This window comes from Pseudomonas sp. NFX15 (assembly GCF_049132105.1).
Taxonomy (GTDB): domain Bacteria; phylum Pseudomonadota; class Gammaproteobacteria; order Pseudomonadales; family Pseudomonadaceae; genus Aquipseudomonas.
In genome coordinates, this window is sequence record NZ_JAFMPV010000011.1 from 108571 (window position 1) to 130905 (window position 22335).

At 60.3% G+C, this 22335-nt stretch carries 13 protein-coding genes and 1 riboswitch; of the genes, 5 read left to right on the forward strand and 8 right to left on the reverse strand.

Going from position 1 to position 22335, the window contains the following annotated elements; translation table 11 throughout:
* The first annotated feature begins 121 nt into the window (after positions 1 to 121).
* A complete protein-coding gene (gene sohB, locus J1D76_RS14305; protein WP_421138925.1) occupies positions 122 to 1144 on the forward strand; it encodes a protease SohB in 1023 nt (340 codons plus the stop codon).
* Positions 1145 to 1716: 572 nt separating this feature from the next.
* On the opposite strand, the gene J1D76_RS14310 is transcribed toward sohB, so the two are convergent.
* Positions 1717 to 2211, reverse strand: coding sequence for a DUF934 domain-containing protein (locus J1D76_RS14310; RefSeq protein ID WP_421138926.1), 495 nt, complete (start codon positions 2209 to 2211; stop codon positions 1717 to 1719).
* Positions 2195 to 3853: a nitrite/sulfite reductase gene (locus J1D76_RS14315; RefSeq protein WP_421138927.1), complete on the reverse strand. Its 1659-nt coding sequence runs from the start codon at positions 3851 to 3853 to the stop codon at positions 2195 to 2197. The genes J1D76_RS14310 and J1D76_RS14315 overlap by 17 nt, the downstream gene beginning before the upstream one ends.
* 524 nt (positions 3854 to 4377) lie before the next feature.
* On the opposite strand from J1D76_RS14315, the gene J1D76_RS14320 reads away from it, so the two are divergent.
* A complete protein-coding gene (locus J1D76_RS14320) occupies positions 4378 to 5463 on the forward strand; it encodes an ABC transporter substrate-binding protein (protein ID WP_421138928.1) in 1086 nt (361 codons plus the stop codon).
* Between the two features lie 6 nt (positions 5464 to 5469).
* On the opposite strand, the gene J1D76_RS14325 is transcribed toward J1D76_RS14320, so the two are convergent.
* Complete coding sequence (locus J1D76_RS14325; RefSeq protein ID WP_421138929.1) at positions 5470 to 5688, reverse strand: DUF2970 domain-containing protein; 219 nt, start codon at positions 5686 to 5688, stop codon at positions 5470 to 5472.
* A gap of 167 nt (positions 5689 to 5855) precedes the next feature.
* Here J1D76_RS14325 and J1D76_RS14330 point away from each other — a divergent pair, with 167 nt between their 5' ends.
* The gene (locus J1D76_RS14330; protein ID WP_421138930.1) at positions 5856 to 12482 is read left to right on the forward strand and encodes an NEL-type E3 ubiquitin ligase domain-containing protein; all 6627 of its coding nucleotides are present in this window, start codon (positions 5856 to 5858) and stop codon (positions 12480 to 12482) included.
* A gap of 152 nt (positions 12483 to 12634) precedes the next feature.
* On the opposite strand, the gene metH is transcribed toward J1D76_RS14330, so the two are convergent.
* Positions 12635 to 16345 (reverse strand): methionine synthase, encoded by a 3711-nt coding sequence (gene metH, locus J1D76_RS14335; RefSeq protein ID WP_421138931.1) that lies wholly within the window; start codon positions 16343 to 16345, stop codon positions 12635 to 12637.
* Between the two features lie 156 nt (positions 16346 to 16501).
* On the opposite strand from metH, the gene J1D76_RS14340 reads away from it, so the two are divergent.
* Together J1D76_RS14340 and nfuA are read left to right on the forward strand one after the other, a co-directional pair.
* Positions 16502 to 18799, forward strand: coding sequence for a fatty acid cis/trans isomerase (locus J1D76_RS14340; RefSeq protein ID WP_421138932.1), 2298 nt, complete (start codon positions 16502 to 16504; stop codon positions 18797 to 18799).
* A 190-nt stretch (positions 18800 to 18989) separates the two neighbouring features.
* Positions 18990 to 19574, forward strand: coding sequence for a Fe-S biogenesis protein NfuA (gene nfuA / locus J1D76_RS14345; protein WP_420649152.1), 585 nt, complete (start codon positions 18990 to 18992; stop codon positions 19572 to 19574).
* Positions 19575 to 19768: 194 nt separating this feature from the next.
* Here nfuA and cobM read toward each other — a convergent pair whose 3' ends face one another.
* The 4 genes from cobM to J1D76_RS14365 form a co-directional block, all read right to left on the reverse strand.
* The gene (gene cobM, locus J1D76_RS14350) at positions 19769 to 20515 is read right to left on the reverse strand and encodes a precorrin-4 C(11)-methyltransferase (protein ID WP_421138933.1); all 747 of its coding nucleotides are present in this window, start codon (positions 20513 to 20515) and stop codon (positions 19769 to 19771) included.
* A gap of 83 nt (positions 20516 to 20598) precedes the next feature.
* Positions 20599 to 21012, reverse strand: coding sequence for a cobalamin biosynthesis protein (locus tag J1D76_RS14355; protein ID WP_421138934.1), 414 nt, complete (start codon positions 21010 to 21012; stop codon positions 20599 to 20601).
* The gene (locus J1D76_RS14360) at positions 21009 to 21716 is read right to left on the reverse strand and encodes a CbtA family protein (protein WP_421138935.1); all 708 of its coding nucleotides are present in this window, start codon (positions 21714 to 21716) and stop codon (positions 21009 to 21011) included. Before J1D76_RS14360 ends, J1D76_RS14355 begins: the two co-directional genes overlap by 4 nt.
* A gap of 11 nt (positions 21717 to 21727) precedes the next feature.
* Complete coding sequence (locus tag J1D76_RS14365) at positions 21728 to 21919, reverse strand: CbtB domain-containing protein (protein ID WP_421138936.1); 192 nt, start codon at positions 21917 to 21919, stop codon at positions 21728 to 21730.
* Positions 21920 to 22039: 120 nt separating this feature from the next.
* A riboswitch (cobalamin riboswitch) is annotated at positions 22040 to 22265 on the reverse strand.
* Between the last annotated feature and the right edge of the window lie 70 nt (positions 22266 to 22335).

Here is a 22335-nt window from a genome sequence, read left to right on the forward strand (position 1 = left end):
TTGTTTGAAATGCCCGTTACAGCCCTGTTGCCAGAGGTTTCACGGCTGGTCGCAAGGTCGGTGCATGGGTATGCTGGAGGCATCCCGCGCGTTAAAGCCGCGCATCGTTTGAGGAGTCCCTGTGGAGTTTTTTTCCGAGTACGCCATTTTCCTGGCCAAGACTGTGACCCTGGTGATTGCCATCCTGGTGGTCCTGGCCAGTTTTGCGGCCTTGCGCAGCAAGGGTCGGCGCAAGTCGTCGGGCCAGTTGCAGGTCAGCAAGCTCAATGATTTCTATAAAGGGCTGCGCGAGCGCCTGGAGCAAACCTTGCTCGACAAGGACCAGCTCAAGGCCCTGCGCAAGACCCAGGCTAAAACCGACAAGAAGCAGAAGAAGAAACCCGAGGCCAGGCCGCGGGTGTTCGTGCTGGATTTCAACGGCGACATCAAGGCCTCCGCCACCGAGAGCCTGCGTCATGAAATCACCGCTTTGCTGACCCTCGCCACACCGAAGGACGAAGTGGTGCTGCGCCTGGAAAGCGGCGGCGGCATGGTCCACAGCTATGGCCTGGCATCCTCGCAACTGGCGCGCATCCGTGAGGCCGGCGTGCCCTTGACCGTGTGCATCGACAAGGTCGCGGCCAGCGGCGGCTACATGATGGCGTGCATCGGCGAGAAGATCATCAGCGCACCATTCGCCATTCTCGGCTCGATTGGCGTGGTGGCGCAGTTGCCCAACGTGAACCGCCTGCTGAAAAAACACGATATCGACTTCGAAGTGCTGACCGCCGGTGAGTACAAGCGTACCCTGACCGTGTTCGGCGAAAACACCGAGAAGGGCCGGGAAAAGTTCCAGGAAGACCTGGATATCACCCATCAATTGTTCAAGAACTTCGTGTCGCGCTATCGCCCACAACTGGCGATCGATGAAGTGGCCACCGGCGAAATCTGGCTCGGCGTCGCAGCGCTGGACAATCAACTGGTCGACGAACTGAAGACCAGCGATGAATACCTCGCCGAGCGCGCCAAGCAGTCCGAGCTTTATCACCTGCATTACGCCGAACGCAAAAGCCTGCCCGAGCGCATCGGCATGGCGGCCAGTGGCTCGGTCGACCGCGTGCTGCTGAGCTGGTGGAGTCGCTTGATCCAGCAACGCTTCTGGTAATGCACTCTTACCTATCGCCGAAACCAAAGGCCGGGGCATTTGCGCCGGTTTTTTTGTGCTTTCACTGGCGTGCAGGCCACTTCATTTTCGACTCAAACACGGTCCCCTGTAGGCGCTGGCTTGCCAGCAAAGGTCGTTAACGATAACGCGTGTGATCTGGATAAACGCGGCGCACTTGAGTCCTTCGCCAGCAAGCTGGCTCCTACAGTTTCCCGGGGTTGCGTGAAGAACTCTTTTTTCCCTGCGAATCCTTCCAACATCCTCCCGCCCACGGCGAAATGTCTAGGCAGTTGTCGATCCTTCCTGCTTGCGGCAACGCGGTGGCTGGTTCCCTACGCCATACTCGCGCAGGCGGTCTCCCGGGACCGGGTGAAACTGTGGGGCAATGAACACTTGCGTGAGGCCCGGCAGCAAATCTGGCAACGATTGGCCGACAGGCCATCGGGCAGTGCGTTGCTATGGGTCATGGACGGGTTGCCATGGGGCGGCCGATTCCGCTGGAGGATCACCCTGTTTTTTGACGGGAAGGGTGAAACACCAGGAACCCCGGCTCGGGGTTCCTGGTATGACAGTCAGCGACGACGGAACAGCGGCAGCGGTTCGTCGGTGGCGGCCTGGTAGGTCACCGAGAAGTCCTTCAGACCTTCAAGGGCTTCATGCGGGTCCTTGTCGGCGCGAATGGCGAACGCGTCGAAACCGCAGCGATGCAGGTAGAACAACTGGTCGCGCAGCACATCGCCAATGGCCCGCAGTTCGCCTTTGAAACCGTAGCGGTCACGCAGCAGGCGGGCATTGGAGTAATTGCGGCCGTCGGTAAAGGCCGGGAAGTTCAGGGCGATGACCTGGAACTGCGCCACGTCTTCACCGATTTCCTCGGCTTCTTCATCGGCGTCCAGCCAGATGCCCAGGCCGCCGTCGCGGGCCAGGAGCATACGGCTGTGTTCGCGCCACAGCTGCAACGGAACGATGTAGTCGTCGCAATTGGTGATCTCGTCGATGCTGAAATCCTTGGGCAGCAGGTGCCAGGTCTCGTCGATGACCTCGTTGTTCTTAATGATTCGCTGCATAGACACGCTCCTTGAAGAGGTCGATCCCGATACGCTGATAGGTGTCGATGAAGCGTTCGTCTTCGGTACGTTGTTCGATGTACACGTCGATCAGCTTTTCGATCACGTCAGGCATGGCTTCCTGGGCGAAGGACGGGCCGAGGATCTTGCCCAGGCTGGCGTCACGGCTGGCGCTGCCGCCGAGGGAAACCTGGTAGAACTCTTCGCCTTTCTTGTCCACCCCGAGAATGCCGATGTGGCCGACGTGGTGGTGACCGCACGCGTTCATGCAACCGGAGATGTTCAGGTCCAGCTCGCCAATGTCGAACAGGTAGTCCAGGTCGTCGAAACGGCGCTGGATCGATTCGGCAATCGGGATCGACTTGGCGTTGGCCAGTGAGCAGAAATCGCCGCCAGGGCAGCAGATGATGTCGGTCAGCAGGCCGATGTTCGGCGTGGCGAAGCCTTGCTCGCGCAGTTCGCCCCACATCGCGAACAGCTTGTCCTGCTCGACGTCGGCCAGGATGATGTTTTGCTCGTGGGAGGTGCGCAGTTGACCAAAGCTGTAACGGTCGGCCAGGTCGGCCACCGCATCGAGCTGCTTGTCGGTGATGTCGCCCGGTGCAACGCCGGTCGGCTTCAGGGACAGGGTCACGGCGACATAACCCGGCTTCTTGTGCGCCAGGGTGTTGCGCACGCGCCAGCGGGCGAAGCCCGGGTGCTCTTTGTCGAGTTCGGCCAGTCGGGCGGCCTGGTTGTCCAGCGCCTTGTAGTCCGGGTCGACGAAGTGCTTGGCAACGCGCTGCACTTCGGCTTCGGTCAATGTGGTCTGGCCACCGCGCAGGTGCTCCATTTCCGCATCGACCTTCTGCGCGAAGACTTCAGGCGTCAGCGCTTTGACCAGGATCTTGATCCGCGCCTTGTACTTGTTGTCGCGACGGCCATAGCGGTTGTACACACGCAGGATGGCGTCGAGGTAGCTCAACAGGTCTTGCCACGGCAGGAATTCATTGATGAACGCACCCACCACCGGTGTACGGCCCAGGCCACCGCCGACCAATACACGGAATCCCAGTTCGCCAGCGGCGTTGTGCACCGGCTCAAGGCCGATGTCGTGGACTTCGATGGCGGCACGGTCAGCGGTCGAACCGTTGACGGCAATCTTGAATTTGCGCGGCAGGTAGGCGAATTCCGGGTGGAATGTCGTCCACTGGCGGACGATCTCGCACCATGGGCGCGGGTCGATCAGTTCGTCGGCGGCGACACCGGCGAACTGGTCGGTGGTGACGTTGCGCAGGCAGTTGCCGCTGGTCTGGATCGCGTGCATCTGCACAGTCGCCAGTTCAGCCAGGATGTCCGGGATGTCTTCCACGGCCGGCCAGTTGAACTGCACGTTCTGCCGGGTACTGATGTGGGCGTAGCCCTTGTCGTAGTCGCGGGCAATCCTGGCCATCATGCGCATCTGACGCGAAGTCAGTTGGCCGTAAGGCACGGCGACTCGCAACATCGGCGCGAAACGCTGAATGTAGAGGCCATTTTGCAGGCGCAGGGGGCGGAATTCTTCTTCGCTCAGCTCGCCTGCCAGATAGCGTCGGGTCTGATCACGGAACTGCTTGACGCGGTCCTCGATGATCCGCTGATCGTATTCGTCGTATACGTACATATAAGTCCTGTTCTCAGGCTTGGGCCGGTCGGAAACAGCGGCGTTTTTTTGGCTTGCTGGCGTCCGATAAAACCTCGGCAATTCTGCGCGCACGGCCGCGCACTCCCTACGGAGCCGGGGCAATATACCCGTTTGCGTTTATGCGTAAAAGTGATGTTTGAGCATATGTAAAGAACCAAATCGCCTAATGAGAATCGTTGTTGCAAAGACCCTGTTTGTGGTGCGGGCAATCGTCGTCTTTACTCTGCTCGTGTCCTTCTGCAATCACCGATAAAACCGACAAGAGGCGATGCAATGAGCAACCCAACCAAAGCACGGAAAAGCGATAGCACCGTTGATGCCTGGGCCATTTTGTTCCTGATCATTCTGGTCGTGGGGACGGCGGTATTCTGGGTCAGCCATCAGTAAACGACCCCGTCCGGGCCCGGTACCGACGATTGTCTGACAAAAACCGGAAAAATCGCCGTTTTACGGATGTTCGTTGGTTATAATGCGCGGCGAATTTCCGGGGGCTCGGACGACCAATGTTGAAGTTTTTGTGTGGCGCATTGCTGACGCTGGGCATGAGTGTGGGAACTTGTGCCCAGGCGGCGTCAGTGTTGTTCCTGAATCCGGGAACCGCCACGGAAGCGTTCTGGGTGAGTTACTCGCAGTTCATGCAGGCCGCGGCGACTGACCTGGGGATGGAATTGCGCATCGAGTATTCCGACCGCGTCTCGGAAAACACGGTCCGCCAGGCTCGCGAAGCCCTGCAGGGCTACAATCGTCCGGACTACCTGGTGTTCGTCAACGAGCAATATATCGCCCCGGAAATCCTGCGCCTGGCCAAAGGCAGCGGGGTGAAGCTGTTCATGGTCAACAACGCCTTGACTCCGGATCAGCTGAAACTGGTCGACGCCCGCCCTGATAAATATCCCGGCTTTCTCGGCAGCCTGGTGCCCAATGACGAGGAGGGCGGTTACCTGATGCTCAAGGAGCTGATCCGCCAGCACGGTCCGGTGGCCTCCGGCCAGACCCTTGATCTGCTGGCCTTCTCCGGGTTGAAGATTACCCCGTCCGCGCAGTATCGCGAGAAAGGTATGCGGCGCGCGCTGGCCGAGCACCCGCAAGTGCGTTTGCGCCAATTGGTGTACGGAGGCTGGACCCGGCAACGCGCCTACGAACAGGCCCGGTTGTTGTTCAAACGCTACCCGCAGACGTCGCTGGTCTGGGCGGCGAATGACGAGATGGCGCTCGGCGTGATGCAGGCCTGTGTCGAGGCCGGCGGTATGCCGGGCAAGGGCGTGTTGTTTGGCGCGATCAACAATTCGCCCGCAGCGTTGCAGGCGCTGCTGGACGGTCGCCTGAGCGTATTGCTCGGCGGGCACTTCAGCCTGGGCGGCTGGGCGCTGGTGCAATTGCATGATTACGATGAAGGCGTGGACGTCAGCCAGTACGGCGGACGCGACCGGCAGATCCCGCTGTTGCAACTGATCGATCGGACACAGGCCCGGCGACTGTTGGCGATGGGCAACGCGCAGGATTTCGGCGTGGACTTTAACAAGTTGTCCGCCAAGGGCCGACCGACGTCGTATCGCTATCCGTTCACCCTGCAAACCCTGATGCACTGAGCCGGTTCAAACCCCGGCAAAGTGCAGCACCAGTTCGACGATGGCAAACAGCGTCAGTGCGAAAATCGCCGTGAACAGGATCCCCAGGATCACAAAATGACTGGGCTTGCCGTGAGTGAAGTCACGGGCCCGGTTCTTCCCGCTCTGTACCCCGAATGCCGCTGCCATGACGCTGTGCAGCATTTGCCAGAAGGTCGGCGGCTTGTTGTCGGCCGGATCGTCCATAAATCCCTCGCCTGAATGTAAGTCCCCACAGCATAGTCAATCTGTCGATTCATGCCGGGGCTGCCTGAAACGCTTTGTCTCGCCTTTTCGACAGGGCGGTAACTATTTACCGCAGCCGTCCTGCCCCGGGATGGTGTCCTGTCGCTCCATTTGCCAGGAGAGACATCATGAACATTTCATCCCGTACTTCGCCGCCTTTCAAACCGCTGCCGGGTAAAAGCAGCATGCACAGCATAGCGCTTGAGCGCATGACCCCCGATTGGTTGATCAACGCGACACCCCCAAGGCGCGCCGCGATCAGAGAAAGCCCTATACGCCTGCCTGACGATTACGTGCACGCCTCCCGTGCGCAACAGCAGGCACTGACGGCCAGCTTCAACGCCAGTTTTGTCGCGCAGTCCCGGCTGGACCAGACAATGTCCGCGCTGCACGATGCCGAAACGTTCGCCGGGCCGATTCTGGCCCAGGCGCTCAAGGACAGGTTTTCGGTCGACGTCGACGTCAACCAGACCTGGGTGTGCTTGCGGCGCCCCCTGGAGGTTGGGGTGTTCGAGGTTGAAGTCTCGTCTTTCGAGGTGATGAAGTTGTCCTTGCTCCAGGCGGCACTGCATAACTTCGAGGCGTCAGAGTGTGAAGAAGGGGCCTTCCATCGAGATTCGGGGTTCGTCGTCGAAACACCGACCCCTGGCACGTTCAAGGACGTTGCGTTGAGCATGTCGGTCAGGCAGTTCCTGTCGCTGTGCCGAACGCTGGACATCGGCGCCCGCTATCAAAGCTTCGTTCAGGTTTTTTTTAAGCCCGCCGATGCGCGCGTGGAAGCCAGCCTGCGCGAGCAATTCATCGACAGCCAGAAAACCGCCATGAGGGCGGCTGCCGACCTGGCGTTGTTGAAAAAGGACATCGAGCCGCAGGACTACGCGATGATCCTTGCAGTCATTGGCGGGGAAGTCCATCCGCGGATGGGCGGCAGGCAGGTCTGGTTTCGCGATCTCATCCTGATGAAGCGCCGGATGACCGGCTGTGTGGTGTTCAGCATCAGCGAGCCGTATCGCTATACCAGCGATTTCATCGTCTACGTTCCCCATGACCCCGAACATCCGCTCAAGCGCTACACCTCGGCGCAGTTGCGCGAGGAGTTCACACGCCAGTTCACGGCCGGCAATTCTCGGTCTGCCGGCGATAGCAGGCCGACCCCGCACCAGCGCTTTTTCAGTCAGTTCGTGGCTTACGCCGACCGCCCTTATTACTTCAGCCAGTTCACCCGCAAAAGCGCGGATGCGCCGAACGATCCGTTGCATTCCATTTGGGTCAAGGTCGCCCAGTACATTGCGCCGTTCTCCACGTTCATCGGTATCAAGGAGCTGCCCCCGGAAATCCAGGGCAAGCGCGAACCGGAGGATGATCCCTACCTCGATCCCATGGGCACGACGCGAAATGGCGTCGCCGGCATTTGGTCCGCCAACACTGACCTGTGGACTTATCTCTACGAGCAAAACCGCGCCAAGGTCATTGCCGACGCACGTAGCCATGCCGTCCCGACGGCTGAAGTCGATGCGAGGGCGCGGGCGGCAAAGCTCAATCACCTGCTGGAAATCGGCATGCTGGGCTTGAACATGGTGTCGATGTTCGTACCGGTGCTGGGCGAGATCATGCTGACGGTAATGGCCGGGCAAATGCTGTACGAGTCGTTCGAGGGGGCCATCGAGTGGAGTGAGGGGGATCGCGTTGCTGCCAAGGCGCACCTGGTGGATGTCGCTGAAAACCTGGCATTGATCGCGGCGATGGCGGGGGGCGGCAAGGTGCTGGGCAAGCTGGTGCCGGTTGCGCCGGAGCCAGTGGTTGAAGGGCTGGACAGCATCAAACGCCCCGATGGCGCGATTCGGCTGTGGAAACCCGACCTGAAGCCCTATGAAAGCAGCGTTGAGCTGGGCGATGACATCATCCCCAATGCCCTGGGACAGTTTCGCGCCAACCGCAGGACTTACATCCGCCAGGCAGGCAAGGTGTATGAGATCACCTTTGATTCAATGCTGAAAAAATGGCGTATCAAGCATCCTTCCGACACGGGTGCCTGGCGGCCGATTCTCGAGCACAACGGCCACGGTGCCTGGCGCCATACGCTGGAGCGGCCTCTAGCGTGGGATCGGCTGACCCTGTTGCGGCGCATGGGTCATTCGACCGAAGGCCTGTCTGATGAACAACTGCTTACCATCGCCGATGCCAGCGGGACCAGTGACAATGCCCTGCGCAAGATGCACCTCGATCATCTGCCGGCGCCTGCGGGGCTGGCTGAGTTGTTGCGGGCGTTCGAGGTGGGGCCGGGAAATGCCGAGGCGGGCGAGGGGCCGGTGGCGGTGTTGCGGCGCGCGTGTCCTGGGTTGAGCGAGTCTGCTGCCAACAGGGTTTTGCTCGATGCCAATGCCGAAGAACTGGCGAGGTGGCAAACGACACAGCGGATACCCTTGAAGCTGCTGGAAGAGGGCCGTTGGTATGCCCGACAGGAGCGAGTCAATAATGCATTCGCCGGGCTGCATCAGGCGCGTTTGGTCTCGGCGGACAGCCGGTGGCTCGTCCTGCATTGCCTGGAAAAACTGCCGGGCTGGCCCCAGGGTGTGCGCCTGGAACTGCGCGATGGTCACGTCGAAGGCCCGCTGATCGATGGCATTGGCAGTGAGACCGCCGGCACGCACAAGTATGTGGTCAAGAAGGGACCTGCCTATCAGGCGTTCGATGAGCGAGGTGAGGCGCTTAACGGCATGCCGCCAAATGAAGATAATTTCTACCCCTCGATCATGCACGCCATGCCGGATGGGGCACGTCGAGCGCTGGGTGTTCCCCATGTGGCCCAAGGCAGCCAGTTGCGCCGAGCGATCATCGACTATGCCAGCGCCCATCGTGCCGAGTTGACAGAACGCCTGGAGAATCGCATCGGCAAGCAGGGGCGGTTCAAGCCTCCGGTACGGGTCAACGAACGCTTGGTCGGGTATTACGCCAGCGGACGCGGGCAGGGGCTCAATCCTTCACTGGCGATGCGGGTGCGCAACCTCTATCCGGGATTGACGGAACAGCAGGCCAACGCTTTTATCCTGGCGCAACTGCGCGCGGGAAAAACCGATGCGCAGATTTACGGGTTGTTGCAGAACCGCCTGCGGGAATGGGAAACGCTTGAGTCGACGCTTGATCAATGGGTCGGCGAGCCGGCATCGAATTCCGCTTTTGAGCACTTGATGGGCGGCAAGGCCTCGGTTGCACACGCGCTCAAGCACAGTTGGCGCAACTCGCCGTTGGCCGGCGGGTATGCACAATTCACCTTGCTTGAATTGACTTGTGATGATGCGCTGCCTGCGTTATCGGCCGATTTCTCCCACGTGCAGGACCTGTACGTTCGGGGTCGGTGCATCACCGATGCCAACGCCGATGCGTTGTTGGCGAATTTCCCCAGGTTGAGAAAGCTGCGGATCAACGCCACGGGTGAGCAGTTCAGCAATGTACCCCAGAGCATCGGCAGGATGCCCGAGCTGGTCGACTTGAGCCTGTATGCAACAGTGCCCTACGCGGCCGACATGCCGGCGAGGCTGGGTGCCTTGACCCGGCTTGAGTTCCTCAATGTCTATTGTTCTGGGTATACGCCGATTGCGCTGGATGTCAGCCAGTTGCGTAACCTGCGCCTGCTGGAAGTGCTGGCGCCTTCGTTGATGGAATGGCCCGCCGGCGTGCTCGAACTGCCGCGACTTGAGCGATTGAACCTCAAGGACACCGGGATCAGAACCTTGCCGGATCGCATTTTCAACGGACATGAAAAACTGTGGTCCGGGCTGTCGCTGGACTGGTCGAGTTTCCTTCGTGAAGATTTCAGGCCGGCGTATGAGTTCGCCAAAAGGCAGCCTCCATACCGTGTTGATCTTGAGGGGATGATCAGGGGGTACTGCAAGGGTGAGTTGAGTCGCATTGGTCATGGCATCAACGAGAATCACGAGGTCTTGTTCAATCGGTTCGTCGAGCAATGGCAGGACGCCGAGGCGCGGTACGCGGCGATCGAGGCCATGAGTGAGCAACAGCATGTACTCAACCGTAGCCTTAATGACTGGTCGTATCGTGCGCTGGAAAGGCCAACGGCGATCAACGAAATCACAGGTCGGACATTAATGGCAAATGCCTTGAGAACTTGCTGGCGCAATGGCGTATTCAAGCGCTATGGCGCGACGGGCGACGCGACGGTGCTGGACCTGCCAAACCTGGGATTGAGTGATTACCCTGAGCTACCAGCGGGAGCGTTTCTAGAGGTGCAAACGCTGTATTTGCGCGGGAGTAAAGCGCCGGCATCCCAGGTGCGTGCTTTCGTCAGCAGGTTTTCCGAATTGCAAAGACTCGATCTGCGCAGTGGCGGTCTGACTGATATCCCTGTGTCCCCCGACGATCTCGGCAAATTGACTCAGCTGGATCTCTCCAATAACGACATTGTGGTCAACTCAGCGGTTCAGCGAAGCCTCGACAAGTGGCGGACGCTCGAATATCTGGACCTGAGCGGCAACCCCTTGAACCGCCTGGATATCGGAGCGATGACGGGCCTCAAGGCCTTGGACCTGCGCTCAACAACGCTGCAGGCGTGGCCGGCAGGCGCCCAGGATTTGCCTGCGCTGAGCTGGCTGGACTTGCGCGACAGCGAGATTTCCGAGCTGCCGGCGGTGTTGGAAAATCAGATCTTGCTCAAAACCCACCTCGGCGGTTCACCCTTGACCCCTCAGGCAAGTGCAAGGCTAAAGAACGCCTGGCAGCAGATAGAAGTGGCCAGGGTACTGCCAGAGGGCACCTTGCAACGGTTCGCCCTGGAGCCGATACCGCTGGGTTTCCCGCCGTCCGAGAGCGGGCTTTCCATCGCGCAGCATTTATTGACGTTACCTGAAATTCCGGTGGGAGACGGGGCGCAGGTTTTCGCACAGCGTTTGCAACGCTTGAAGCCGACACTGGCGGATGAGGACGCCTTGCACGCGCTGCAACAGATGCGCGAGGGTGGGACGACCGAGCTGCAAATCAGCGAGCGCCTGGCGGGCTGGGAACAGTCCTTCGAAGCGCTGACGCGTGAATTGAACGGCTGGATCTTTACGCGGGGAGTGAGTGGAACAGGCTGGATGATGTCCTCGAGCACTCGCAGGCTGGGCGCTTTGCGCATCCTCGAATGCTGGCGCGAAGGCCTGACGGGCGTGGAGGGTGCAGGCAATACCGTTTTGGATCTGAGCGGCCTGCAACTGGGCGATCTGCCGGAAATGCCGGTCACGTTCGCACATATCGCTCGGCTGAACCTGACCGGTGTAAAACTCACGCGCACGGGCTCCGACGGATTCCTCACGGCCTTTACCCGCCTCAAGACGCTGGAACTCAATGGCAATGGGCTGGAGGCCATACCCGAGCCGGTCCAGCACATGAGCACACTCGAGCGGCTGGAACTGTCTTCGAACCGGCTCGACGATGCCGAACACGTGTCGGCCTCGTTGAGTAACCTGGAGCGTCTGAAGTGGCTGGATCTGGGCTACAACGAGCTGGGTACTTTCGATCTCGACGTTTTCGAAGCGCTGGTGACACTCGATCTGCGCAATAACAGCCTGACGCAATGGCCGGGAGGCGTGCTGGACGCCAGCTCCCTCAGAGTCCTGAATTTGAGCGGTAACGGGATCGCATCGGTTCCAGCACGTGCTCTGGACGGCAGCCACAACGTGCTGATGATCGGCATCGACCTGAGCGACAACAATCTGGTGCTCGAAAGCCTTGAGCGCTTGAGGGCCTACCGTGATGCAGGGGCACGCGAGACTGTGCTGGGGCTCTCGCGCGCCGAACTTGACGAGCTGCTGGATGACGCTCACGACCAAAGCGACACCGACAGCATCGAGTCGGATGAAGAACTGCCCGAGGTTGAGCAGGACGCCGCGCAAATGGCTCCCTGGCTGGCCAATGCGGCCCGGGAGGAACTGGCCGGTAAAACCCTGATCTGGGATCAACTGGCGGCCGAGCCGGACAATGCCGCGTTCTTTCATTTGCTCTCGCGCTTGCAGGACACCCAGGAGTTTCGCGTGGCCAGTGCCGACCTGACTCGGCGGGTCTGGACAGTCATGGAAGCGGCGGCCAGCAACAGCGAACTTCGTGAAGTCCTGTTCGCCAGTTCGGCGTCCCATGGCACCTGTGTCGACGGGCGAATCCTCACGTTCAGCGGGCTCGAAAGCCAGGTGTTCACCCACAACGCCTTGCTCGACATTCCGCCAGGACGCCTGGGTGTAAAGGGTCAAGCCCTGCTGAAACTGTCCCGGCAGCTGTTTCGACTGGACAAGGTCGATGAACTGGCGACCAAAGCCGCGACGCGTACCGGTGCGGATGAGGCCGAGGTTCGCCTGGGCTATCGAATCGGCCTGACCGAAGGGTGGGATGACGGATTGATCCTGCCAGGCCAGCCCAAACACATGACGTATGCCTCGGGTGTCACCCGCCAACAACTGACAGATGCGCGCGTGGAAATCGTCCATGCGGAGCGCTCCGACGGGTTTTTCGAAGACTTGATCCAGCGTGACTACTGGGTGAGTTATCTCAAGGAAAAGTACCCGGAAGACTTTCAGGCACTCGATGAAGTGGAGAACCAGGGCGGGGAAGATGAGGGAGGCGATGACGCCGACGATGCCGTGTTCATGAATCAGCTCTTTGAGTTGGCGGCGGCACGCAATGTGAAGATGATCGAGTTGTCCCGCAAGGAGGTCTCGCAGCTGACAAATGAACAATCACTGCCAGGGACTTCGGCCAGCAATAGCTAGATCAGCCACTGGCTAACTCATGTGGGGGCGAGCCTGCTCGCGAAAGCGGAACACCCTTCAACATCGATGTTGGCTGATGGTCCGCAATCGCGAGCAGGCTTGCTCCCACAATGGATTACTGCCGACCTCAGTACCGCGGTCGGCAATACCGCTTAGTTGTCGTAACCCAGGTTCGGCGCCAACCAGCGCTCGGTCACGCTCAGCTCCTGGCCTTTGCGCGAGGTGTAGCTCTGCACCTGGTCCTTGTCGATTTTGCCCACGGCGAAGTATTGCGCCTGCGGGTGCGCGAAGTACCAGCCGCTGACCGCTGCCGCCGGGAACATGGCGTAGCTTGAGGTGAGGAACACGCCGCTACGGCCGGCGCGCATTTCCTCGGCCTCGGGATCGAGCAGGGTAAACAACTGGGTTTTCTCGGTGTGATCCGGGCAGGCCGGGTAGCCTGGAGCAGGGCGGATGCCGCTGTATTGCTCCTTGATCAACGCCTCGTTATCCAGCACTTCATCCTTGGCATAACCCCAATGCTCTTTACGCACCTGTTGGTGCAGCCATTCGGCACAGGCCTCGGCCAAACGGTCGGCGAGGGCCTTGACCATGATCGAGTTGTAGTCGTCGCCCGCGTCCTGGTAGGCCTTGGCCACTTCTTCGGCGCCGATACCGGCGGTGGTGATGAAACCACCCACGTAGTCGGTCACTTCACTGTCCTTCGGTGCAACAAAGTCGGCCAGGGAGAAGTTCGGCTTGCCATCGGTCTTGATGATCTGCTGGCGCAGGTGATGCAGCTTGGCCATGGGCTTGCCGTCATCGCCATACAGTTCGATGTCGTCGTCATGCACCTGATTGGCTGGCCAGAAACCGAATACGGCACGGGCGCTGATCAGCTTCTCGTCAATCAGCTTGGTCAGCATTTCACGGGCATCCTTGTACAGCGAAGTCGCGGCTTCACCGACCACTTCGTCTTCAAGGATGCGTGGGAACTTGCCGGCCAGGTCCCAGGAAATGAAGAACGGCGTCCAGTCGATGTACTCGGCCAGAACGTTGAGGTCGATGTTGTCCAGCACCCGCGTACCGGTGAAGGTCGGCTTGACCGGCGTGTAGTTCGCCCAGTCGAACTGCGGCTTCTTGGCAATCGCCGCGGCGTAGCTCAGGCGCTCGGTGCGGGCACTGCGGTTGGCAGTACGCTCGCGAACTTCAATGTAGTCCTGGCGGGTTTTCTCGACGAAACCGGGCTTCAATTCCTTGGACAGCAACTGCGTCGCCACGCCCACGGCGCGGGAGGCGTCGGTGACGTAGATCACCGCGTCGTTGCTGTACTTGGGCTCGATTTTCACCGCCGTGTGCGCCTTGGAGGTGGTCGCGCCGCCGATCATCAACGGCAGGTGGAAATCCTGGCGCTGCATTTCGCGGGCGACGTGGACCATCTCGTCCAGCGACGGGGTGATCAGGCCGGAGAGGCCGATGATGTCGCACTTCTGTTCCTTGGCCACTTGCAGGATTTTTTCTGCCGGGACCATCACGCCCAGGTCGACGATGTCATAGCCGTTGCAACCGAGCACCACGCCAACGATGTTCTTGCCGATGTCGTGCACGTCGCCTTTCACCGTGGCCATCAGGATCTTGCCCTTGGCTTCTGGTTTGTCACCTTTTTCCAGCTCGATGAACGGGATCAGGTGCGCCACGGCCTGCTTCATCACGCGCGCGGATTTCACCACTTGCGGCAGGAACATTTTGCCGGCACCGAACAGGTCGCCGACGATGTTCATGCCGGACATCAACGGGCCTTCGATCACTTCGATCGGACGGGCGAAGGACTGACGCGATTCTTCGGTGTCTTCAACGATGTGCGTAGTAATGCCCTTGACCAGTGCGTGTTCCAGACGCTTGTTGACGTCCCAGTTGCGCCACTCTTCGGTCTCGGCTTCCTTGACGCTGCCGTCGCCCTTGTACTTGTCGGCGATGGCGAGGAGGGCGTCGGTGCCTTCCGGGGTGCGGTTGAGGATCACGTCTTCAACGGCATCGCGCAGCTCCACAGGGATCTGGTCGTAGATCTCCAGTTGCCCGGCGTTGACGATACCCATGGTCAGCCCGGCGCGGATGGCGTACAGCAGGAACACCGAGTGGATCGCCTCACGCACCGGGTTGTTGCCGCGGAACGAGAACGACACATTGGACACGCCACCGGAGGTCAGCGCATACGGCAGCTCGTCACGGATGTAGGCACAGGCGTTGATGAAATCCACAGCGTAGTTGTTGTGTTCTTCGATACCGGTGGCCACGGCGAAGATGTTCGGGTCGAAGATGATGTCTTCCGGCGGGAAGCCCACTTCGTTGACCAGGATGTCGTAGGAGCGTTTGCAGATTTCTTTCTTGCGCGCTTCGGTGTCGGCCTGGCCGGCTTCGTCGAAGGCCATTACTACTACCGCCGCGCCGTAGCGCTTGCACAGTTTGGCGTGGTGAATGAACTGCTCGACGCCTTCTTTCATGCTGATCGAGTTGACGATGCCCTTGCCCTGGATGCATTTCAGGCCGGCTTCGATCACTTCCCATTTGGAGGAGTCGATCATGATCGGTACGCGGGAGATGTCCGGTTCACCGGCGATCAGATTGAGGAAGGTCACCATGGCCTTCTTCGAATCGAGCATCCCTTCGTCCATGTTGATGTCGATCACCTGGGCGCCGGCCTCGACCTGCTGCAGGGCGACTTCCAGGGCTTCGGTGTAGTTGTCTTCGCGGATCAGGCGGGCGAACTTGGCGGAACCAGTGATGTTGGTTCGCTCGCCGACGTTCACGAACAGGGAGCTGCGATCAATGGTGAACGGCTCCAGGCCCGAGAGGCGGCAGGCCTTCGCAATGTCCGGAATTTCACGCGGTGCGTAACCGGCCACAGCCTTGGCGATGGCTTCGATGTGACCCGGTGTGGTGCCGCAGCAGCCGCCGACGATGTTGAGGAAGCCGCTCTGGGCGAATTCTTCGATGACCTTGGCGGTTTGCGACGGCAGTTCGTCGTACTCACCGAATTCGTTCGGCAAGCCGGCGTTCGGGTGCGCGGAGACGTGAGTGCCGGCCTTGTTCGATAGCTCTTCCAGGTACGGGCGCAATTCGCTGGCACCCAGGGCGCAGTTGAGGCCGACGGAAATTGGCTTGGCGTGGGCCACGGAGTTCCAGAACGCTTCGGTGGTCTGGCCCGACAGGGTACGGCCCGAGGCGTCGGTGATGGTGCCGGAAATCATGATCGGCAATTCAATGCCCAGTTCTTCGAACACGCCCTGTACGGCGAAGATCGCCGCCTTGGCGTTGAGGGTGTCGAAGATGGTTTCGATCAGGATCAGGTCGGCGCCGCCTTCGATCAGGCCCTTGGTGGACTCGGTGTAGTTTTCCACCAGTTCATCGAAGGTCACGTTGCGGTAGCCGGGGTTATTCACGTCCGGGGACAGCGAGCAGGTACGGCTGGTCGGGCCGAGCACACCGGCGACGAAGCGCGGCTTGTCCGGGGTTTCCAGGGTCTTGGCGTCGGCGACCTTGCGCGCCAGGCGTGCGCCTTCTACGTTTAATTCATACGCCAGGCCTTGCATGCCGTAGTCCGCCAGGGAAATCTGGGTGGCGTTGAAGGTGTTGGTTTCCAGAATGTCGGCGCCGGCGTCGAGGTAGGCTTTCTCGATACCGCCAATCACGTCCGGGCGAGTCAGTACCAGCAAATCGTTGTTGCCTTTGACATCGCTTGGCCAGTCAGCGAAGCGTTTGCCGCGATAATCCTGCTCTTCGAGCTTGTAGCTCTGGATCATCGTGCCCATACCGCCATCGAGAATCAGGATGCGCTCTTTGAGGGCGTGCTTGAGAGCTTGAAGGCGAACGCTGCGATCGGACATTTGGACTACTCGGTAAGGCCATGACGAAGGGTCCGGATAATAGCAAACCTGTGCGCTTTTAGAGCATGACTCGGATTTGCATGAATATCGTTCATGTTGGCAAGGAGGCTGGACCGGTAGAATCGCGGCGTTTTTTCAGGATTCAGGACCAGGGACATGTCGTATCGCTTCGTCATCAGCGCATTGCTGTTGTTTTTTAGCTGGGGCGCTGCGGCGCAAAGTCCGGCCATTTCTTCTGCCATTTCCTACAGCCGCGACATCCAGCCAATCTTCACCGAGAAGTGCGTGGCCTGCCATGCCTGCAACGACGCCGCTTGTCAGCTCAACCTGGGCAGTGGCGAGGGCGCGGCGCGGGGCGCGACGAAAGTCCCGGTGTATGACGGCGACCGTCGTACAGCGGTGGCACCGACGCGGATTTTCTACGACGCCTCCGGCAAACAGGCCTGGCAGCAAAAGGGCTTCTACTCGGTACTCGATGCCCAGGGCAGTCAGGCCGCGTTGATGGCGCGGATGCTGGAGCTGGGCCATAACACCCCGTTGCAACCCAATGCCAAGCTGGCGGAAGACATCGTCCTGGGCCTGAACCGGGAAAACATGTGCGCCATGCCGGCGGAATTCGGCGCCTATGCCGCCGCGCAACCGAGAGAGGGCATGCCGCTGGCAGTGACCGGCCTGACCGATCAGCAATACCAGACGTTGCAGCGCTGGCTGGCGGCCGGAGCGCCCATCGACCAGCAGGCGCTGGCCCCGAGTGCCAAGGAAGCCCAGGAAGTGCTGCAGTGGGAAAACCTGCTCAATGCGCCGGGTGCCCGGGAAAGCCTGGTCGGGCGTTGGCTGTATGAGCACTGGTTCCTCGCGCATCTCTACTTCAAGGACGGCGAGCCGGGGCATTTCTTCCAGTGGGTGCGATCGCGCACCCCGTCCGGCCAGCCGATCGACGTGATCAACACCCGTCGCCCGAACGATGACCCGGGCTCGCAGTTCTACTACCGCTTGTGGCCGGTGCAGGGCGTGATCGTGCACAAGACCCACATCACCTATCCGCTGAGCGCGGCGAAGATGGCGCGGGTCAAGAGCCTGTTCTACAACGGCAGCTGGCAGGTCAACGCGCTGCCGGGTTATGGACCGCACAGCCGGGCCAACCCGTTTGCTACCTTCGAGGCCATTCCGGCCCAGGCGCGCTATCAGTTCATGCTCGATAACGCCGAATACTTTGTGCGCACGTTCATTCGCGGCCCGGTGTGTCGCGGGCAGATCGCCACTGATGTGATTCGCGACAATTTCTGGGCCCTGTTCCAGGCGCCGGAACACGACCTCTATATCACCGATCCGAATTATCGCGGGCAAGCCACACCGTTGCTGGCGATGCCAGGGCAGAACGACGACGTCGGCAGCGTGCTGAGCCTGTGGCATGACTACCGCGACAAGCGCAACGAATACGAGGCCCTGCGCCGCGACAGTTACGCCGATCAACCCGCGCCGAGCTGGTCGACCCTGTGGGCCGGCAACGACAACGCGCTGCTGAGCATCTTCCGTCACTTCGACAGCGCCTCGGTGACCAAAGGCTTGATTGGCGACGTGCCGCAGACGATGTGGCTGTTCGACTATCCCCTGCTGGAGCGCACCTACTATCAACTGGCGGTCAATTTTGATGTGTTTGGCAATGTCTCCCATCAGGCCCAGACACGGCTGTATTTCGACCTGATCCGCAACGGCGCCGAGCAGAACTTCCTGCGCCTGATGCCGGCGGACTCGCGGGATGCCTACCTCGACGACTGGTACCAGAACAGTGGCAAATTCAAGATGTGGCTCGACTACGAGGCCATCGATGACGACACGCCGACTGCGCTCAAACTCAACCCGCAGGACCCCAAGCGCGACTTTGCCATGCAGTTGCTGGCCCGTTACGGTGACCTCAATGCCCGGCCGGATCCGATCAACCGCTGCGACGGTGCGTATTGCTCGCGGCCGAACATCGACCCCGACCTGCAAACGGCCGAGCAGGCGTTGAGCCGCCTGACGTCGCGCCCGGCGGCGGGGCTCAAAGTCATCGATCAACTGCCGGAAGCAACCCTGCTGCGCGTCGGAACCGGCAGCGGCAAACGCGAGGTCTACAGCCTGCTGCGCAACCGAGCGCACAGCAATGTGGCGTTCCTGCTCGGCGAATCGCTGCGTTATCAGCCTGGGCTCGACACGTTGACCATTTATCCGGGCGTGCTCAGCAGCTACCCGAACTTCATGTTCAACATCCCGGCCGATCAGGTGCCGGCGTTCGTCGATGCGATGGAAAACGCCAGGGACAGCGACAGCTTCGAGAAAATCGTCGAACGCTGGGGCATCCGCCGCAGTCATCCGCAATTCTGGCCGTATTTCCACGACATGAGCCGCTACATCCACGAAACCGACTCGGTGGAAGAGGGCGTGCTGGACATGAATCGCTACGAGAACCTCTGAAGCAACACCTTGTAGGAGCTGGCTTGCCAGCGAAGAGGCCGAGACAGTCAAGCCATATGTCGACTGGTCTGACGCCTTCGCTGGCAAGCCAGCTCCTACAAGGAAAGGATTTCTTTCCTGACAAAAATACTGGGACTTTGTCCGGCGCCTCGATTGGCGTAAACTGCGCCCAAGCCTGCGAGGAGTTTCCATGACCGCTATTACCATTACCGACGCCGCCCACGATTACCTGGCTGATCTGCTCTCCAAGCAGAACACCCCGGGCATCGGCATCCGCGTCTTCATCACCCAGCCTGGCACCCAGTACGCCGAAACCTGCATTGCCTACTGCAAGCCGGGCGAAGAAAAACCCGAAGACACCGCGCTGGGGCTGAAAAGCTTCACCGCGTACATCGACAATTTCAGCGAAGCCTTCCTGGACGACGCGGTTGTCGATTACGCCACCGACCGCATGGGCGGCCAACTGACCATCAAGGCGCCGAACGCCAAAGTACCGATGGTCAACGCCGACAGCCCGGTCAACGAGCGCATCAACTATTACCTGCAAACCGAGATCAACCCGGGTCTGGCCAGCCATGGCGGCCAGGTCAGCCTGATCGACGTGGTCGAAGACGGCATCGCCGTCCTGCAGTTCGGCGGCGGTTGCCAGGGCTGCGGCCAGGCGGACGTGACGCTCAAGGAAGGCATCGAGCGCACCTTGCTCGAGCGCATTCCGGAGCTCAAAGGTGTTCGCGACGTGACCGACCACACGCAGAAAGAAAACGCCTATTACTAAGGTGTTCGCTGCGAAACATAAAAAACGGCGCCCCGTGAGCGCCGTTTTTTTATGGGAAATTGGAAACCTGTGGCGAGGAGGCTTGCCCCCGTTGGGCTGCGAAGCAGTCCCGGCTTTTGTACGGGGGCACAGGTTTTGCGACGGCTACGCCGCCGAACGGGGGCAAGCCCCCTCGCCACAGGGTTGGTGGTGAATCAGGGTCTATAAAGGTGGGCATGCCCCGCGCGATACAGCGACGATTCACTGAAATGATCACTGCCCAGCACCCGGCCCACCAGAATCAACGCCGTACGGCGAAAGCCCTTGGCTTCAACCTTCCCGGCAATGTCCTCAAGCGTTCCCACCACCCAATCCTGATCCGGCCAGCTCGCGCGGTGCACCACCGCAATCGGGCAGTCGGCACCGTAATGTGGCACAAGCTCCTCAACGATTTTCGCCAGGTGATTAACCCCCAAATGAATCGCCATGGTCGCGCCGTGCTGCGCCAGACTGGAGAAATCCTCTCCAGGTGGCATGGCGGTTTTGTCGGCGTAGCGAGTCAGGATCACGCTCTGTGAGATGTCCGGCAGGGTCAGTTCGGCACCCAATAACGCGGCACACGCGGCCGTGGCCGTCACACCAGGGATGATTTCAAAGGGAATGCCCAGTTCACGTAAATAACGAATCTGCTCGCCAATCGCGCCATACAGGCTCGGGTCCCCGGAGTGCACGCGGGCCACGTCCTGGCCTTTGCCGTGCGCGTTTTTGATCAAGTCGATGATCTGTTCCAGGTGCAATGGGGCACTGTTGATCACCTGCTCGGCACGATGACCTTCCAGCACCGCAGCAGGCACCAAAGAACCGGCATAGATGATCACCGGGCAACTGCGGATCAGCCGCTGGCCCTTGACGGTAATCAGTTCGGGGTCGCCGGGACCCGCGCCAATGAAGTAGACGGTCATCGTCGGTACCTGTGGGAAAAAGGGGGTGAACAAAACTTCAGATGAAGAATGTTCATGATCGAGGGTGGGGATTATCGGGGATTTTAGGCTGCGCCGGCCAATGCCAAGGTTGCCTGGGCATATTTTTGTCGGGGAATCAGCAGTTTGGCGGGCGCCTGGATCAGTTGTTCGGCGAGGGCGAGCGCGGCACTTTCCGCGACGCCGTAACAACCGGTGCGCTCGAAGGCGATCTGCGATTGGTGGCTGAGTTGATGCTCATAAGCCGCCAATTGCTGGCTGCTGAAATACATCAATTGCACCCCCAATTGCGTGGCCAACTCGACCAGGGCCGGTTCATCACGCTTCAAATCGATGCTGGCCAAAGCCTTGATTTCATGGCGCGCAATCTGGTGCGCTGCCAACGCCTGGTCGAGCAACGCCAGCAACGTACTGACCGGGCAGCCCCGCTGGCAGCCCAGACCGACCACCAGGGTCGGCGCTGTGCTGGCATCTGTCATGCGTGGTATTGGCCTTCGCTTTTGCGGCGGAACAACCAGGCGCTGATCAGGCCCAGGGCCAGCCAGAACGCCACGTTGGTCAGCTGCGAAGCGATTTTGAACTGGGCTTCCAGGGCTTCCGGCGCAAGCATCGAGTGCACTTGCGGTTGCGGTGCGCCAATCACATGGGGAACGGCGAGGATCGCCGCGCCGAGGAGCTTCATCGGCCAGTGACGGCTGAATACGATCAGGGCGATGCCGACTGCTGTGGAGGCAGCGGTGCCAATCCACCAGAGCTGACGTTGCGCCAGGTCAGCGGCGGCAGTACCCGGCAATTCAGGCGGCAAGCCGAGGGTCGGTGCGAGCACAAAGGTCGCATAACCGGACAGGCCCCAGAGCAGGCCCTGGGAGGTTTTGGTCGGTGCGCGCAAGGTGTACAGGCCCGCCAGCATCAGGGCGAAACCGACCGCCACCACCAGGTTGCCACCGGTGGTCGACAGCACGCGCTGCCAGCCGTTTTCCGGCTCCCAGGCTTGTGCATCGTGAGTGTGGCCAGCCATGGCGCCATCGGCATGTTCATGCATTTCAACTGCGGCCGGTTCGGCTTTTTCGTAAGTCTCGGCTTGCAGAATCAAAGGGGCGACCCAGAAACTTTGCAGCAAGGTCAGCAACAGGGCGGCCAGCAGCCCGGTGAAACCTGCGGTTTGCGCAATACGCTTGATCATGTCGGCAGGTCTCAATGGCACGGGAACGCGGAGCTGTGGCGGGTATCGTGGGCGGCGTTGTGCACCGCTTCGATGTGCGAGAAACCGGCAAAATACACAAGGCTAGCACCCAGGATCGACGCACAGACAGCGGCGGTCAGGCGTTGGGTCAGGGAAGCGGTGGTGCTGGCAGTGCTGTGGCCGGTGCTGCTGATGATCGACATGGCGTATCCCTCTGGTCTGTCAGCGGGGAATAAGAGCGCATGCAAAGCCCTGCACGAGCGAGCGCGCAGAGGTTCGAACAGCGCCCGCCCACCGCGGGTTTGTTGGTTCAGTGACCGTACAGGTCACTTTGTGTTGCGGGCCGGTCTCCGGGCTCACGAGGGGCAAAGGCTTGCGCCTGAACCAGAAAGCATCTCCTTCCCATGCCATGTGGCACAGTGGATTTGAAGCTTCACTCGTTTACCGTTGCGGGGGCAGCACCGGACTGACATGGCTTTAGAGTAAAGCACATGATTCACCGGTTTCCCGTTTCACCCTGTGAAGGGCACCCGTAACAAGGTGCGTAGGAGAGCATGGGGGAGGGTTGGGCGTCAATTGGCAAGGGTTCTCACTTGAGATTTGTACAGCACATTGTGGC

Bases quoted from the DNA above. Each gene is read 5' to 3' on its own strand.
- cobM (WP_421138933.1), bottom strand. From the start codon at position 20,515: ATGACCGTCTACTTCATTGGCGCGGGTCCCGGCGACCCCGAACTGATT.
- J1D76_RS14315 (WP_421138927.1), bottom strand. From the start codon at position 3,853: ATGTACGTATACGACGAATACGATCAGCGGATCATCGAGGACCGCGTC.
- J1D76_RS14330 (WP_421138930.1), top strand. From the start codon at position 5,856: ATGAACATTTCATCCCGTACTTCGCCGCCTTTCAAACCGCTGCCGGGT.
- J1D76_RS14340 (WP_421138932.1), top strand. From the start codon at position 16,502: ATGTCGTATCGCTTCGTCATCAGCGCATTGCTGTTGTTTTTTAGCTGG.
- J1D76_RS14325 (WP_421138929.1), bottom strand. From the start codon at position 5,688: ATGGACGATCCGGCCGACAACAAGCCGCCGACCTTCTGGCAAATGCTG.
- J1D76_RS14355 (WP_421138934.1), bottom strand. From the start codon at position 21,012: ATGACAGATGCCAGCACAGCGCCGACCCTGGTGGTCGGTCTGGGCTGC.
- nfuA (WP_420649152.1), top strand. From the start codon at position 18,990: ATGACCGCTATTACCATTACCGACGCCGCCCACGATTACCTGGCTGAT.
- J1D76_RS14360 (WP_421138935.1), bottom strand. From the start codon at position 21,716: ATGATCAAGCGTATTGCGCAAACCGCAGGTTTCACCGGGCTGCTGGCC.
- J1D76_RS14310 (WP_421138926.1), bottom strand. From the start codon at position 2,211: ATGCAGCGAATCATTAAGAACAACGAGGTCATCGACGAGACCTGGCAC.
- metH (WP_421138931.1), bottom strand. From the start codon at position 16,345: ATGTCCGATCGCAGCGTTCGCCTTCAAGCTCTCAAGCACGCCCTCAAA.
- J1D76_RS14365 (WP_421138936.1), bottom strand. From the start codon at position 21,919: ATGTCGATCATCAGCAGCACCGGCCACAGCACTGCCAGCACCACCGCT.
- J1D76_RS14320 (WP_421138928.1), top strand. From the start codon at position 4,378: ATGTTGAAGTTTTTGTGTGGCGCATTGCTGACGCTGGGCATGAGTGTG.